Raw genomic sequence first — 15,635 nt, forward strand, 5'->3', positions numbered from 1 at the left:
GGTTGCCGCGATCTCCTCACCTGCGCGACCGGATCGAGCTCAGCGGATCGCGCACGCCAACAGCCATCGCGCCCAAAGATGTCCGCTGCCGGCAACAGCTCGATGTCACAATCCGGCTCATTCAGCCATGTCCGATAGGTTTCGTCGTACTCGCTGCTTAGGGTCGTGATCATGAATGCACGTTCCTTCTTCGGAGCCGCCGTGACAGCGGTGGCAATCACGTTGGCGGGCAATACTATTGCGGCCGGCGCACCCAATGATCATCTGGTCGAGGCCGACCTGTCGGACTTCATGGTCGGCGACACCGTGTACTTCTCCGACTGGCTCGGCAGTGCCAACTGTGCCATCCACCCGAACGGCGATGTCGGCTGCGACCTCCGCCCTGGTTACACCCTGTGGGGCATCATCCCCATCACCGATGTCACCATCGACACACCCGCCCTGCCCGCCCACCCGACCTTCGGCCTCGGTGGCCAGCACGGACGGCCGGGCAGCCGATGGATCACCGACGTGCCGCGCCAAGACGGCGTCGTCTACCAGGGCACCCGCATCAGCTACGCCGGTGTCACGTGCATCGGCGGCCTTCCCCATGGCGCTGCTACCAATTGCTCCGCCAAGGGGCACAACTTCACCCTCGGCTCGCGCGTCCAGATCAGCTGAGCGCACGAAGCGGTGCCGGGCCAAACCGTGGTATGGCCCGGCACTGCCGCTGATCAGTTGTCCTGCAACACATTCGATCGACTGATCAGACAGCTGGCAGCAAGGCGCGCGCGTTCCCGACCATCCGGTGACGACGTTCGAGAGGCGTCGTCGCCCGGCGCTTGCCACCTCGATCCGCGCCTTCGCCGCAGGCCGTGCTGATCAGCGGTGCGGAAGCCACACAGAGCCCATATTGCGGAACCGCGCAGGACGCGGCCGAAGAAGGCGCATGCTGCGGCAGCCGGGCGAAGAGCGCAGCCGTAGCCTCCGGGCACCGGTTGCCGCGGCTGATATCGCCAGCAGATAGGCCCGGTTCTCGAGGGTCGCCACAACACTGCCCGGCAGCAGTACCGCAGGGGCGCTCGTCCGAATCGGCGCCGGCAGACCTGTCGTATGGTGTTGCCTCCCGGCATACCGACACCGAGGCCACCCAGCCCCTGACCGCCGTTGCAGTACTCGCCGCGCACTCTGCGGCACCTGACCCCGGGCGTCCACTGCGCGATCTTTTCGAGTAGCGCTCTACTCGTGATGCCCCGCACGCCATTCGAGACGCTGAGTGGCCAAACCTCGAGGCACGAACCCAAGTCTTCGATGTTCGGCGAACAGCAGCACGGTGCCGACCGGTACGCCAAAAGTCGCTGTCGGCGACACCGGCGAGTCGGAAGTGAGCAACTCCCGTCCCTTCCGATGGCTGCAATGCGCGCACACATCTCGTTGACGACCCCGCCTCCTGGACGCGGCTTTCTCGGTCTTCGGGTGTGTGCCGTCATACAGGAAGTCGATCGCAACGAGGAAGGCCGGAATCACCCGATTCGTTGGGGGCGCCGGACAATAGCCACAACTATCGTTAGGGGGCAATCGTGCCCGAGAACAGTGATCCGATGGCGAGCGCCGCCGTACTTGATCCAAAAATTATCGCCACGATCAATGCCGTGAACAACGTGGCGGATCTCCGACAGGCATTGTCCGCAGTCGGCCAACTGGCCGCGAAGCTGGCCTGGCTCGGCGAACCGGCGAGCGCCGGCGAGTCGACGAATGAAATCGGTGGGAAATTCCGTCACTTCACGAATGGAATTCTCTACAGGTACACGCATAGCGACGGAAAAGCAGTCGTCGGGGCAGTCCCACGAGGCGGCGTGTACGAGCTGTGGACCACATCGCACAGGGAATACGGGCCGTTCGGCTATCCCATCGATATGCCCGAGGTGAACGGGAAGACGACCGTGTGCCGATTCGAAGGTGGCACGATCACCTCGGTCGCGGAGAAACCGCGCTCCGTCATGTTCTACAACACCGCCCTCATCGGCATGGATATCGTCGGCGTCACCCAGAACAGGGCCAAGTTGAAGATCTTCGGTGAGGCTGTGATCGACAAACAGATCTACACCGGTCGTGGGCGCGCCGCGCAGCTGAAGGCACTGATCGACACTGTATCTCGGTCGAAAGCCGACGTGGTGGTGCTGGCCGAGATGATGGGCGACGCAGAACGCGCCGAGCTCGTGAAAGCGGTCAAGAAAACATTCCCGCACAGCGCAGAGGGACCCGACGAAAAGGATCCCGAGGAAGACAGCGGATTGCTCGTCGTCAGCCGCCACCCGATCAAAGAGGTACAGACCACGATCTTTCGCTCGTGTTGCGGCGAAGACTGCCTTGCCAACAAGGGCGCGGTGATGGTGCGTGTCTCCCCGAGCGATGGACCGGAATTCTGCGTGGTCGGCACCCACCTGCAGGCAGGCAACGCTGCTTCGTGTTCCTGGCCGACCAATGCCGGTGTCGGAAGCGGCGCGAAGGGAAAGCGAGAAGCTCAGTTGCGCCACCTCGACTCCTGGATCATGGCGGTACGCGACCTCGAGTTGCCAGTGATCATCGTGGGCGACTTCAACATCGACGCCAACAAAACGGCCGACCGCAAAACTCTCGCGGACAATCTCCCCGATGCCAGGGAATTGTGGCCCGAGTACCAGATGTGGCTACCCTCGGACACCAACCGATACGACCCCATCACAAACGACGGCGCCAGCACATACCGCCCAGGCAAGGAAGCGCTCCCGCTGTTGAGCCCCCAGCGCGGCAAGAACGGTGGACGGATCGATTTGACCCTCGTCGACCAAGGCGAACACATCACCGCTCACGTCACGCATATGGCGGTGTACGCCTACGAGCTCACTCCTGGTATCGACCTGTCGGACCACTACGCGATCTATACCACCTTCGATATGTCGACGGTCACGCACAAACTGAATCGGAAGGTTCGGAGGACGGCCGCCTGGCTGAAATACATCCACGCACTCGAATTGACCGACGGTGCGGGCGTGCCGCACTGGTCCAAGAAAGACCCCGACGAAGTCGACGTCTCGGGAAGAATCTACCAAGGTGCGAAACCGATTCCCCAACGCGCCCCCACCGCATCGGAACCGGGTCCGGAAGACAAAGGTATTGCGCTGCAACCGAATAATCCGTTCGGTACCATCCCCGGGTCGGACACGCGGCCGCGCGCCAAGGTCGAATATGACCCCCTTACGATGTCGATGGGCGAGCGTCACGAGTATTCATATAAACCGGGAAAGACCCTGATATTCGATGGACGCGGTGACATCCAGATGGAGATCTCCCTGGTCGAAGTCGACACGGTCGGACCTATCACAACGGATCGAACGGCGATCGGAAAGAATCGTGATGTGGTCGCGCCGAAGTCCTCGCAACTGCTCCACGCATTCGCGGGACGCCGATACGCACCCAACGTCATGACCGGCGACGGCTCGGATTACGTCGCAATCATGCAGGTCAATGTCTCTCTTGAACCATTTTCTCATCGGCGGGAATATGAATCACCCTGGACGAGATTCCTGATTTAGCACAAGGAACATTGACGACGTCGCAGGCGGCGAACCCGACCAACTCCCGGAAACCGAATCCTTGCCCTCCTGGCCACTCACCTCGGTATGGCCTGGCGGATACATCGACAGTTCCCTCAGGTGCAGCAGTTCGGGTCGAGCACAATGCACAAGGCGGACAACGCATTCCGCAGTGGCTGATGCCGGACGCTCATGCCGTGTCGGGTCGATTCGATCAGCCCGGCCGCTCGGAGTTGGCCCAGGTGATGGCTGACCGTAGATTCCGACAGCCCGATGACCTCGGCGAGCTGTCCGGTGGCTTGCTCGCCCTTCGCCAGCAGCAGTGACATGAGTTTGACCCGCGCGGGGTCAGCCAAGGCTTTGAGGCGCAGGGCTACCTCGAGGGCGGCCTGGTCGTCGACCGGTCCGGCCGCGACCGGGGCGCAGCAGATGGGCGCGGTCACATCGATGACAGGCAATGCTTTCGGCATGGCCCCACAGTACCCGAGGATCTTGACATATGTCGAAATGGTGGGCATGATCGGGACATCCCAAGCAATTCGACATACATCTCAAAGGTGGAGGTCCTCATGTCTCGTATCCAGCTCGCCCTCAATGTCGACGATGTAGACGTGGCGGTGAAGTTCTACTCGACGCTGTTCGGTGTCGAACCCGCCAAGCGCAAGCCGGGCTATGCGAACTTCGCGATCGCGCAGCCGCCGCTGAAGCTGGTGCTGCTGGAGAACCCGGGCAAGGGCGGCAGCATCAACCACCTCGGCGTCGAAGTCGAGTCCAGCGAGCAGGTGCACGCGGAGATCGCCCGACTTTCGCAAGCAGGTGTATTCACCGAGGAGGAGATGGCGACGACATGTTGCTTCGCCACCCAGGACAAGGTCTGGGTCACCGCGCCCGGCGGTGAGCGATGGGAGGTCTACACAGTGCTCGCAGACAGCGAAACCTTCGGTACCGCACCGCAAAGCACCGCAATCACCACGAATGCCGACGCCGTGGAAGGCCCGTGTTGCGGAACCACGCAGGAGGCGGCCGAAGAGGGCGCATGTTGCGGCAGCCGGGCCAGGAGTGCAGCCGTAGCCTCCGGCGCCGGTTGCTGCGGCTGACGCCGACAGTTCCGGCAATCAATGGCCCGGTCCGCTCGGATCCTGAAATCCAGCGCATCCCCTCAACTGAGGTGTTGCGCAGACCCCATGACCCGATCAGCGGACCGGGCCTTCCGTGGCATCCGGAGGCAGACGCAATGAGATGGAACCGTGTTCCGACTCCCACCGAGGCAAGCACCTACTCGGCCGTTCCCTCCGCGGGTTGTCGCGCAGCCGACCTCGGCAACCGCGCCACCCCGGTATCCAAATCGATGTCGAACCGAGGACGATGTGGCTGGCCGTCGCTGTCCTCGCTGCCCTCATCGGTCAGCTTCTGTCCCGGGAACAACTCGCCCATAACGCCCATACCCCCACGATAGTCGCGGCGAAATCGATCACAGCGATACCGGTTCGGGGCGTGCCCCGAGTCAGACAGTCCCGGTTATCAGGGTCTTCACAATCATCAAGATGGCTACGACGCCGAACAGTGCCAGACCGACAACCCATATCTGGAACATGAGCCTCAGATGTATCAGATTGTCGACCCAGCCGGCATCGGGGTCCGAGATGTACTGCGGTCGGAATTCTGCGCCGTGGGGGCTCCAAGCGCCCGCACCCAGCTCCTGCTGCTCGAAGCGCTCCAGCCACTCAGCATCCCGGCTTTCGGCTCGGTAGTGGCTGGCCATGAGCATGATCGAGATGACCGACAGGTTCAGCGCGAGCAAACCGGCGAGAATCCGAGGAAAGGACTCGATGTTCTGGCTCAGCGCGACGCTGAACAAGAAAGCTTGGGCGGTCAGACTGACGGCGGGCACCTGCCAGAGCAGGTTCTCGTATTGCAGACGCCGATCCGCCACAACTTGATACAGCGCCTCGGGATTGTTCAGGTGCTGAGCAGGAGGATTGGCCACGACCGCACTGTCTCATAGATCAGTGCCTCCAGCCGTTACCGCCACGACGTCCGCAAAAGGGCCGCACCCAACTCATGAGCGCTCGAATCCATACAGGCGCGGGATGTCATTTCGACGGCTCAACAGCCTCGCTCGCATGTGCCGCCGCGCCGATGCCCTATTGCCGGGCCATGTGCATGCGCATCTCGCTTTGGATGTCGGTGATCAGCTCCCCGGAAAGGTCGACGGTGACGCTGTACAGCGTGCCGGTGAACCGCGAAGGCGGTTCGTAGTCGGGTGCCACCGCCGAACCCGAGTTGGCGCCGCAGGTCATCCCGCCGGGGTTGAAAGCGACCGGCGTGGTAACGGGGATGTCGGCCTCGCCGACCAAGCGGTGGTCGATGTAGAGCTGGCCGTGGCCCGGTGTGCCTTTGCCGTGGGCGAGGTCGGGTTCACCGGTGGGTTCGAATTCGAAGCGCAACTCGTGGCGGCCTTCGGGGACCACCTCCATGGAGTAGACGCGGTAGATGGCGCGTCGAACGTAGTTGTGGGCGTAGTGCAGTCGACCATCCTTGAGATAGAAGGACCAGCCGCCGACGTTGGTGCCCTGACACAGCAGGACCCCTTCGGCGCCCCCGGGCGGGATCTCGGCATCGGCGGTGATGCTGTGCGGACGGTTGATCACCCGGGGCGCCACGGCCGCGGGCAACGCCTCGGTGCCGGGTCGGAGGGTGTAGCTGAGCTGCGCTGGTGTGATCTGGGGGCGCTCCACTGTCAGCCGTTGCAGGCCGCTGCTGTCGATGGGCAACACCTGGTACCTTCCGGCCTCGACGTACCACAGTGAGATCATTTCGATCAGTTTGTCCGGCTGCTCTGCGGCGATGTCGCGGGTCTCGGCGAAGTCCTCGTCGATGTGGTAGAGCTCCCAGTGGTGGGCGTCCAATTCGCCCAGGTCCTCGGCTGTGATGGGGGTGCCGAAGAGCCTGCCCGACTCGGTGAAGGAAGGGCCCGGCCAGGGGCACACGGCACGCCATCCGCAGTGATCGATCGCGCGGTGACCCATCATCTCGAAGTACTGCGTGTGATGCCGGGTCGGCGCGTCCGGGTCGTCGAAGGTGTGCGCGAAGCTGACACCATGGAGGGGCGACTGGGGCACACCTTTGATCGTGGCCGGGGGTTGGATTCCTAACGCGTCGAGGACGGTGGGGACCATGTCGACCAGGTGCGCGTACTGCTTGCGCAGCTCACCCCGTGCCTTGATGCCCCGTGGCCAGTGCACCAGGAACGGATCACTGACGCCGCCACGGTAGGTCTCGCGCTTCCACCGCCGGAAGGGCGTGTCGCCCGCCCACGTCCAGCCCCACGGGTAGTGGTTGAACGTGGTGGGGCCGCCGAGTTCGTCGATCGCTCGGAGACTGTCCTCGATCGGTTCGGGGGCATTGTTGAAGAATTGCAGCTCATTGGTGGTCCCGGTGACGCCGCCCTCGGCGCTGGCCCCGTTGTCGGAGATGACCATGATCAGCGTGTTGTCGAACTCGCCGATCTCCTTCAGGAAGTCCAGCAGCCGCCCGATGTGGTGGTCGGTGTGGGAGAGGAATCCGGCGAAGACTTCCATCATCCGCGCGGCCAGGCGGCGCGCATCAGGCTGCAACGAGTTCCACTCCGGCACATCCGGGTCGTGGCGCGACAGCCGCGCGTCCGATGGCACGATGCCCCGTTGCTTCTGCCGGTCGAAGGTGAATTCGCGGTAAGCCTCCCAGCCGTCGTCGAACCGGCCCCGGTATCGGTCGGCCCATTCCTTCGGAACATGGTGCGGGGCGTGCGTCGCTCCGGTGCAGAAGTTCAAGAAGAACGGCTTGTCCGGAGCAACCTGCTTCGCACTGGAGATGAAGGAGATCGCCCTGTCGACCAGGTCCGCGGTCAGGTGGTAGCCCTCCTCCGGAGTCGCGGGGGGCTCGACCTGGTGGTTGTCGTGGATCAGATCCGGGTACCACTGGCTGGTGTCGCCACCGAGGAAGCCGTAGAACCGCTCGAAACCACGGCCGAGCGGCCAGCGCTCGTACGGGCCGGCAGCCGACTCCTGATCCGAGGGCACCAAGTGCCACTTACCGACCTGGTAGGTGTTGTATCCGTGCTGGAGCAGCATCTCCGAGAGGAACCCGTTCTCGAACGGAATGTTGCCGTTATAGCCCGGATATCCGGTGGTCAGCTCTGCAATGCCCGCCATCGCGTTGGCATGGTGGTTTCTTCCTGTGATGATGCACGAACGCGAGGGCGAACACAGCGCTGTCGTATGCATGTTGTTGTACAGCAATCCGCCCTCGGCCAGGGCGTCCAGCTGCGGTGTCGCTATCGGACTGCCATAACAACCGAGCTGCCCGAACCCGGTGTCATCGAGCACGATGAACAGCACGTTGGGCGCACCCAGCGCAGCCCGCATCGGTTGGGGCCAAGCGGGACTCGACACATCGGCCGTCCGACCGATGACTCCAGGAAAAGCAGTTCCCGGCCGGTATTCCTTCGGTGACATCTCCTCGATCCTCCGTCCCGCCGACCGGCATACATCCGGCCGATCGGCGCGTAGGTTCTTGCCGATGTTGCCCGCGGTCACGCGGTGAGACTGGTCGTTGCCAGCCTTCTCCGAAGCAATCTGCGCAGTCCCGTCGACGAGGTAGCTCAGCGCTGTGACTTGCCGGCTTCTAGCTCTGGAGCACGTGCGGCGCTCTTGCGGAGACACCGACGCTCCGACGGAAACTTGGAGAGCGCACCCATTACCGATGGGTGAGGTCGCTCCGTGAGCCGCCACCGTTGATGGCTCTGCGCATGTCTAAAGGGAGACAAGGCCACTCAACACAGCAACCTGGGAGGACCAACGCCACCCATGCATCCGATTATGTTCTTTTCGACCCACTCAGTTCTGCGACGGCGCACAGAAAATAGTAGCCGACCAGTAGCTTTAGGGCCAGTGAACAAGGTGATGCACTGGTTCTGCACGAGCCGGAACGCGGCATGCACAGAGCCTGGAGGACGGCCGGCAAAAGGCTGGAGTCTCCGGATCGTGTCGGCTACCCGGCACCGCGAACAGCCGAATCGAACGCCCGGTCCTCGCGGACCCGAGCCTGCTGTGGACCGGAGTCGGTCACACGCAATATTGGCAGGTTCCGCTGGCGGGCAGCTCGATGAAACACTGGGCGCACACCGCGGCGCGGGTCGGCTGCGGCTTGACCTCGGCTTGCCCCACAGCCCGCGCCGAACGGTGGCTGGCCACCTTGGGGGTGAGCGGCGGGACACCTTGGTCGGCCGGCATCTCGGCCCCGTGGTGCAGATAGCACTGCCAACGAGCGTAGGCGGCATGCAGCTCGAGATCGTTCGGAATCGGCAGTCCGGCGAGTTCCAATACGTACTTATAGGTTTCGCCAACGGTATGGTTCTGCCGAACACACAGCGCGGTGAGCGGCGGCTCGCCCGCGTTATGACAGCGCCGGGCGATCTTGCGCAGAATGGCATCCATCCACGTACGCGTCGGCGCCTCGGTGTACACACCCGACGCCTCCTGCACCCGCTCGGCCAACTCGGCGACGGTGATGAAGTGCCCATACCCGGTGGCGATCTCGGACAATTCCGCGTGCGCGGCCAGCATCCATGCCATCGTCGCCTCGCGCAATGGCACCGCAGCACCATCGCCTGCCCGCCATGCTCCTGCCACCGTGGGTGTCGAATTCCTCATCACCCGAACAAGTTATCGCGACAAGACGAACAGAGGAAATAGCCTCACGCACCGATCTGCACACAATTCGAATCATGAGAGCTATGCCACGTCGACCCGCTCGTCTCGGCGGCATCCAGCCATCCCTCGGCCATCGCACACCTACACCTCGACTTGCGAACCCATGATCACTGTCCGCTCACCCGGCAGCCCGAAGTATTCGGCAGCGTCGGCGGTGATATACGACGTCGCAATGAACAGGCGCTTGCGCCACGGCGCCATCGTGGGCGCCGAGCCCTTCTTCAACTCGATCTTCGACAGGAAGTACGAGGCGCCGTCGACCGATATCTGGCCTTCGGTCTGTGCTGGGTCGAGTAGGCGCAACGCGTGCGGGACATTCGGTGTTTCCATGTAACCGAAGTGCGCGGTCACGTGGATAATCCCGTCTTCGCCGTACCCGAGCGCGTCGATCTCCGTGCGCTGTGCATCAGGCACACGAGGCACCGGCAACGTCTCGATCGACAGAATCACCACGTGTTCGTGCAGCACGCGATTGTGCTCGACATTGGCCCGCATCGCCAGCGGCGCGGTCTCTTTGCCTCGGTTGAGGAAAACTGCCGTCCCAGGGATCCGCACCAGCGGCGGGCGATAATCCTGCAACTGATCGATGAACGCGCGCAGCGATCCCTCCACCTGTTCCCTTGCCCCGGTGACGATTACGCGCCCACGCGCCCAGGTGATCATCACTGTGAACGCTGTGAGACCGATCAGCAATGGCAACCACGCGCCGTGCACCAGTTTGGTGAGATTCGCCGACAAGAAGAGCACATCCACCGCCAACAACGGGATGGCACCGAGCAGCACCAGCCACAGCGGCGTTCCCCACTTGGTACGAGCGACGTAGAAGAAAAGCAACGTCGTGATGGAGATCGTCGCGGTCACCGCCATGCCGAACGCGAACGCCAATGCCGCCGAGCTGCGGAAGGCGAACACCAATGTCAGCACCGACACCATCAGCACCCAGTTGATCCACGGCACATAGATCTGCCCGATCGTGGACTCCGAAGTGTGCGCCACACGTAGTCTCGGCAGGTATCCGAGCTGAGCCGCCTGCGCGGCCACCGAAAACGCGCCGGTGATCACCGCCTGCGAAGCGATTACGGTCGCGGCGGTCGCCAACAGCACCAGCGGCAACCGCGCCCACCCGGGAGCGAGCAGAAAGAACGGGCTGCTCACCGCGCTTTGGTCACCGAGTAACAAGGCACCTTGCCCGAGGTAGCTCAATGCGCACGCGGGCAGCACAAGCCCGAGCCAGCCGCGGGTGATGGCCTTCCTGCCGAAATGGCCCATGTCGGCATAGAGCGCCTCCGCGCCGGTTACCGCGAGCACGACCGCGGCCAGCGCGAAGAACGCAATTCCGAAGTGCCCGAACATGAAGCCCAGCGCGTAGGTCGGCGACAGTGCCTTCAGGATCTCTGGGTGGCGCACGATTCCGGAGACCCCAAGGACACCGATCGTCACGAACCAGAGGATCATCACCGGGCCGAATAATCGACCGACGGTGGCGGTGCCATGGCGCTGCACCGAGAACAGCGCGACGATGATCACCACCGTGATCGGAATGATCAAATTCTCGAATCCGGGCTCGACGATCTTCAAACCCTCTACCGCGGACAGCACCGAAATCGCGGGAGTGATCATGCTGTCGCCGAAAAACAATGCGGCACCGAAGATGCCGACCCCTGCCAGCACCGCGGCCGCTTGCCGACCCCGCGTGCCACTCAGGCGGCGCAGCAACGTGATCAGCGCCATGATCCCGCCCTCGCCGTCATTATCGGCACGCATCACCAGCGAGATATAGGTCAGCGTGACAATCATCATCACCGACCAGAAGATCAGCGACACAACGCCGTACACATTGTCCGTGCTGATCGGGACCGGGTGCGGGTCGGCCGGGTTGAACACCGTCTGGATGGTGTAGATCGGGCTGGTCCCGATATCACCGAACACGACACCGAGAGCGCCGACCACGACCGCGGCCCGAACGGTTCCGCCACCGCCCGTCGCATGCAAAGACGGATCGACTCCAGTTTCGGTTTCCAAGCTGCACTCCTCGTCTGCGGAACAGCACCCTATCGCGTCGTGCCCGGCCACCATGGCACCCAGTTACGCAATGAACGAAGGTGGGTCGACACGACACTCTGCGTGCGATCGTTCTCATCACCACCGAGCCCGGGCGCGGATGCCGAACAGATCGCCGCTTTCGCTGCGCAGGCGCAGGTAGTTCGCGCCGAGCCCGGCTGCTTGCACTACGACCTGCACGCTGTCAACGGCGATCCGGACCGCTTCGTACTGTTCGAGGAGTCGGCGTCGGCGGAGGCGCTGCGAGAGCACGCCACCTCGGAGCACATGAACGCAGCTGATGCTGCCAACAAGGCGTTCGGAGTGGGTCCGGCCGAGCTGCTTGCGCTCAGCACCGCGCCCGTGGCCTGACGCGTGGTGGACAGTCCACCCGGCTGTGGCGTAGCGGCTCGGAAAAGGACCGAAACCAAAGCCCCGGCCTGAGCCGGGCTCTCCGGTGAACTCGGCGGGAACTTACTCGAACCAGACAGAAACGACCGTAGGACGGGCCTGTGGCGCGCAACTGGGGACGCGGACGGCAAAGGCCCGGCCCTTATGGACCGATATTTGTGGTGCCGGCGCCTGGACTCCGTCTAGAGCGGCAACTTGGAGGGCCGATCGGCGATATTCTGGTTTCAGTTTGCTTGCCCCGTCCAACTGAGGAGGGTCGGCATGTCGGCGTATCCAGACCCGGACGATCCCCGGGTCCAGGCGGACATTCGCGAAGCGGTGCAGCGGGCATGTCAGTCAGCCCTGTCCCCGTTCATGTCCGAACGGGACATCACCACTATGGCCGCGGGCTTTCTGGGGGTGGCCGACGCGAGTACCCCGGGCATCGAGCTCGACATCCGACGCGAAGTGCGGCGCCAGTGCGGCACCGACTGGAGCGCACAAGACCGACGCGGCCGCGACCAGGGGCCACCACCCACCAGACCGGCGGAACCCAGCCCCGGTGCGAGTGTCCCTGACCCGGTCTTCGACGTGCTGGTGGACCATTGGTGCACCGACGCGGAAATCCTCGGCATTCAGGGCTACGCCGTCTACGACAACACCATGATGCAGAGCCGCTACGACCCCAACTGCCCGTCAGAGCTCTACGGCGGCTACCTCACCGCGCTCGTGGGCCTGATGCAATCGGTGGCACCCCACGACACACTCGACCGCTATCGTTCGGTCGTCGAAACAATCGACAGAACTTTCAAGACCTGGCCCGGCACCCGGGACAGATCCACCGGAGCCACCCTCGCGTTGACAAACGCCTGGGAGTACGCCAATTCCGGCGCCTCGGTACTACAGATCCTCGCCCACCTACGCGGCGAGATAGCCTGCGTCGCCGACTGTTTCCACATTGCTCGCGCCGACGGCCTGTAGTCCGCGCGGGAGCACGCTCTCGGCGATGCACCCACGCTCTGCTCACGACCAGCACAGGGTGCGATGACACCCAAGAGTTCCGGGCGTGGCATGACTGCACCGTGCAGCCCGGTCCAGATGGCTGGGCCGCACGGTCGGCCGAGTGGTCAGGCGCCGAAGTCGGTGCGGTGATCGGTGGCCCACTCCGCCAGGGCACGTCCGGGCTTGCCGGTCACGGTGGTGACAGGACGTACCTGGTCGGGTGTGGTGAGGGTGTCACTCCAGTAGTCGAGCAGCATCTTCATGATCGGCTGGGGGATGAATTGCGCTGTCTCGGCGCGGAATTCATCGGGGGTGATCTCGGTCAGCGGAATCTGTCGTCCGAGTGTGGCGCCGATCGTGGCGACCTGCTCGGCGCGGGTGAGCGCCCGCGGGCCGGTGATCGGGATGGTATGCCCGATGTGGTCGTTGGACAGCAGCGTCTCGGCGGCAGCCTCGGCGACGTCGTATTCGTGGACCGGTGCTTGCGCGGATGCCAGGTAGGGTGCGCGCAAGGGGGCACCCGAGCGGATCTGCCACTGCCATTCGAGCAGGTTGTTGGCGAAGGTGCCGGGGCGCAGGATCGTCCACGCGTCGGTGCGATCGGTGACGGCGGCTTCGACGGCGCTGTGGTGCAGCTGGCTTGCCGAGCCGCGGTCACGGGGAAATTCCATCGCCGCGGCCAGCGAGGACAGGACTGTGAAGCGGTGCACGCCGGCGGCAACGGCCGCGTCGAGGAAGACGTCGAGGCCCTGCGCCGGGAAGATGAAGGCACGATCGACACCCTGGAATACATGTGGGCCGAGGGTCGAGGCGTCGGCGAGGTCACCCGCGACAACTTCGGCCGCCGCGGGCAGGTTCGCGTCCTCGGGCTTGCGGGTCAGGGCGCGGACTGCGGCGCCGCGGGCGAGGAGGGTGGTGACGAGGTGGCGGCCGACGGCACCGGTCGCGCCGGTGACGAGAACGGTCGGGTGGGAGGTGCGAATCTCTGTGCTGCTCATGACATGAATATTTCCGGTAAAGCCCATGCCGCCACATCACGAGAATTCGTTATTTCACGCGGTACCTAGCGTGTTCGGCGCGCGAGCGGCTGCGACCGAACGGGACTTCGGGCATTGTTCGGCCTTGTTGGCGGGTTGCGGCCAGGTTCCGGCGGCCAGCAAACCTCGCGCCACTGACCAACGCCGCCGAGTACGATGCGAGGAATCGACAAGGGTTCGAATAAAGGGCATAACGTACAAAGATCCCCAGGCTGTTGACCTGGGGATCTTTTGTGTGTGGAGCTAAGGGGAATCGAACCCCTGACCTTCTCGATGCGAACGAGACGCGCTACCAACTGCGCTATAGCCCCGTGCGGCTCCGGGGAACCGCGCTGTGACACTGTATCAGTAGCGGGGCTCAGACTCCGAATCGGCCCGTTGACCTGCGCGAATGCAATTACTCGCCGGCTGCCCTTCGCATGTCGCCGGTGCGGTTGCGGACGGCGCGAGCGGTGGCGGCGTCAAAAGTTTCCAGGTGTTCGAACATGGGGTCTTCGTCGTCGGCCTGGAGTCGGGCGGAGCGGCGGCGCAGGGCGCGGGCGGTGTCGCGGTCCATGGCCTGCTGCGTGGCCTGCTTCTCGGTGTGGTGCGGGAAGTGCTCGGCCCGCTCACGGCCGCGGCCGAGGCGCGCGGCCCTGCGGCGGCGGATCTCCTCTTCCATGCGGACCTGCTTGCGCAGGTACGCCAGGTAGGTCACCAGCACGATCGCCGACAACCCGCAGGCCCACCAGAACAGCGATGCCACTGCGACGCCGAGGCCGCCGAACATGATGGCGCTCAGGACAAGTCCGAGTACCGCGCGCTGCCGGAAGGTGTAGCGGGCGGCGCGGGCGATCGCATCGGCCTCCGGGTCGAAGCCGCCGCGACCGCGCCGGGTCGGAACGAAATCCGTTTCGGTCGAATCGGATTCGGTGTCGTCGTCAGGTTCGAGGTACCGCGCGGGCGCAGCCGAGCGCGCCGGGGAGATCCGGGCCGCCGGATCGGTACGCTCATCGGCCACGAGGTCATCATCGGCCTCCGGGTCGACGTTCGCAGCGAATCCGGCCGCAGCGATGTCGATACTGTCCGATTCGGTATGGAATTCACCGTCGAAGCCATCGGATTCGGTTTCGGCATCATCGAATTCGGCCGCCGCAGCGCCGAGTTCGTTCGCATGGTCGTCGAGCTCGTCATCGAGCTCATCGATGTCGGCCTCGGAGATATCGGAATCGGAGGCAGCAGATCGGGAATCACGGGGGGTGTCGCCCTCGAGCTCCAGCGTTTCGTCTCCAAGAGGCTGTTCGTCGTCGATTTCGGTGACGGGCTCGTCGGCCGGTGTTGTCATCCGGTCCTCCGCATCATCACAATGGGGATGCTTTCTCTGCGCGCGGGTCGGCCGATAATCAGGATCACTGTCGTGCCCTGCGGCCGGTCCACTTTTCGGGCGCCGCTTGGAATCTCCGCGGTGCAATACGCGGGTCGCCAGCGCCGCGTCGGTCGTCTGCCGGATTCTCGGGTGCCGATCGGCGAGTATCGGAAACAGGACGAAGACCCAGAGAATGACGAGACCGATCCACAGAATCGAATTCGGCATATCGCCTCAGCACCTCCGTCCCCGCCTGGGTTGTCCGTTCGGCCTTCGACCGGTCGCTCCGCTCCCCATCGCAGTGCGTTCGCTCGCCGCAAAACGCACTCGGACTCCACGGACGTCCGGTCGCCACAAAGCGTTTCGGCGAGCTCGCCGGACGCCTCGCAGGCTCCCTGCCGATGACGCAAGACGCGCCACCGACGTCCGTAGGTTAATTCCGTGTCGCGGCGAGATCCGTCAGGCGCGCCGTGCACATCTGCCACACCTGTCACACGAATCGGCGAAAAACCAC

13 protein-coding genes and 1 tRNA gene are annotated in these 15,635 nt (G+C 63.9%); 5 read left to right on the forward strand and 9 right to left on the reverse strand.

Annotated elements, in window-relative coordinates; all coding sequences use genetic code 11:
• The first annotated feature begins 171 nt into the window (after positions 1-171).
• Both AB0M74_RS24385 and AB0M74_RS24390 read left to right on the forward strand, forming a co-directional pair.
• Positions 172-660: a hypothetical protein gene (locus AB0M74_RS24385; protein WP_366528598.1), complete on the forward strand. Its 489-nt coding sequence runs from the start codon at positions 172-174 to the stop codon at positions 658-660.
• A 920-nt stretch (positions 661-1,580) separates the two neighbouring features.
• Positions 1,581-3,554 carry an endonuclease/exonuclease/phosphatase family protein gene (locus AB0M74_RS24390; protein ID WP_366528599.1) on the forward strand — a complete coding sequence of 658 codons (1,974 nt, stop codon included), beginning with the start codon at positions 1,581-1,583 and terminating at the stop codon, positions 3,552-3,554.
• A 116-nt stretch (positions 3,555-3,670) separates the two neighbouring features.
• On the opposite strand, the gene AB0M74_RS24395 is transcribed toward AB0M74_RS24390, so the two are convergent.
• Positions 3,671-4,024 (reverse strand): Rv2640c family ArsR-like transcriptional regulator, encoded by a 354-nt coding sequence (locus tag AB0M74_RS24395; RefSeq protein WP_366528600.1) that lies wholly within the window; start codon positions 4,022-4,024, stop codon positions 3,671-3,673.
• A gap of 99 nt (positions 4,025-4,123) precedes the next feature.
• Here AB0M74_RS24395 and AB0M74_RS24400 point away from each other — a divergent pair, with 99 nt between their 5' ends.
• Positions 4,124-4,651 carry an ArsI/CadI family heavy metal resistance metalloenzyme gene (locus AB0M74_RS24400; protein ID WP_366528601.1) on the forward strand — a complete coding sequence of 176 codons (528 nt, stop codon included), beginning with the start codon at positions 4,124-4,126 and terminating at the stop codon, positions 4,649-4,651.
• Between the two features lie 178 nt (positions 4,652-4,829).
• On the opposite strand, the gene AB0M74_RS24405 is transcribed toward AB0M74_RS24400, so the two are convergent.
• The 5 genes from AB0M74_RS24405 to AB0M74_RS24425 all read right to left on the reverse strand — a co-directional run bounded on the left by AB0M74_RS24405 (position 4,830) and on the right by AB0M74_RS24425 (position 11,362).
• Positions 4,830-4,997: a hypothetical protein gene (locus AB0M74_RS24405; protein WP_366528602.1), complete on the reverse strand. Its 168-nt coding sequence runs from the start codon at positions 4,995-4,997 to the stop codon at positions 4,830-4,832.
• A 61-nt stretch (positions 4,998-5,058) separates the two neighbouring features.
• A complete protein-coding gene (locus tag AB0M74_RS24410; RefSeq protein WP_366528603.1) occupies positions 5,059-5,541 on the reverse strand; it encodes a hypothetical protein in 483 nt (160 codons plus the stop codon).
• A gap of 157 nt (positions 5,542-5,698) precedes the next feature.
• Positions 5,699-8,131 carry an arylsulfatase gene (locus AB0M74_RS24415; RefSeq protein WP_366528604.1) on the reverse strand — a complete coding sequence of 811 codons (2,433 nt, stop codon included), beginning with the start codon at positions 8,129-8,131 and terminating at the stop codon, positions 5,699-5,701.
• A 528-nt stretch (positions 8,132-8,659) separates the two neighbouring features.
• Positions 8,660-9,247: a hypothetical protein gene (locus AB0M74_RS24420; protein ID WP_366528605.1), complete on the reverse strand. Its 588-nt coding sequence runs from the start codon at positions 9,245-9,247 to the stop codon at positions 8,660-8,662.
• A 141-nt stretch (positions 9,248-9,388) separates the two neighbouring features.
• Positions 9,389-11,362 (reverse strand): potassium transporter Kup, encoded by a 1,974-nt coding sequence (locus tag AB0M74_RS24425; RefSeq protein WP_366528690.1) that lies wholly within the window; start codon positions 11,360-11,362, stop codon positions 9,389-9,391.
• A 69-nt stretch (positions 11,363-11,431) separates the two neighbouring features.
• On the opposite strand from AB0M74_RS24425, the gene AB0M74_RS24430 reads away from it, so the two are divergent.
• On the forward strand, positions 11,432-11,719 hold the full coding sequence (locus AB0M74_RS24430) for an antibiotic biosynthesis monooxygenase (RefSeq protein ID WP_366528606.1): 288 nt from the start codon (positions 11,432-11,434) through the stop codon (positions 11,717-11,719).
• A gap of 300 nt (positions 11,720-12,019) precedes the next feature.
• Complete coding sequence (locus AB0M74_RS24435; RefSeq protein ID WP_366528607.1) at positions 12,020-12,718, forward strand: hypothetical protein; 699 nt, start codon at positions 12,020-12,022, stop codon at positions 12,716-12,718.
• A 146-nt stretch (positions 12,719-12,864) separates the two neighbouring features.
• Here the strand turns inward: AB0M74_RS24435 and AB0M74_RS24440 are convergent, their stop codons facing one another.
• The 3 genes from AB0M74_RS24440 to glpR all read right to left on the reverse strand — a co-directional run bounded on the left by AB0M74_RS24440 (position 12,865) and on the right by glpR (position 15,349).
• A complete protein-coding gene (locus AB0M74_RS24440; protein WP_366528608.1) occupies positions 12,865-13,737 on the reverse strand; it encodes an NAD(P)H-binding protein in 873 nt (290 codons plus the stop codon).
• A gap of 277 nt (positions 13,738-14,014) precedes the next feature.
• Positions 14,015-14,087: transfer RNA gene (locus AB0M74_RS24445), tRNA-Ala, on the reverse strand.
• 86 nt (positions 14,088-14,173) lie between these two features.
• On the reverse strand, positions 14,174-15,349 hold the full coding sequence (glpR, locus tag AB0M74_RS24450; protein ID WP_366528609.1) for a gephyrin-like molybdotransferase receptor GlpR: 1,176 nt from the start codon (positions 15,347-15,349) through the stop codon (positions 14,174-14,176).
• Positions 15,350-15,635: the final 286 nt, after the last annotated feature.

The sequence above is a fragment of the Nocardia sp. NPDC051463 genome (assembly GCF_040681975.1).
Classification (GTDB): domain Bacteria; phylum Actinomycetota; class Actinomycetes; order Mycobacteriales; family Mycobacteriaceae; genus Nocardia.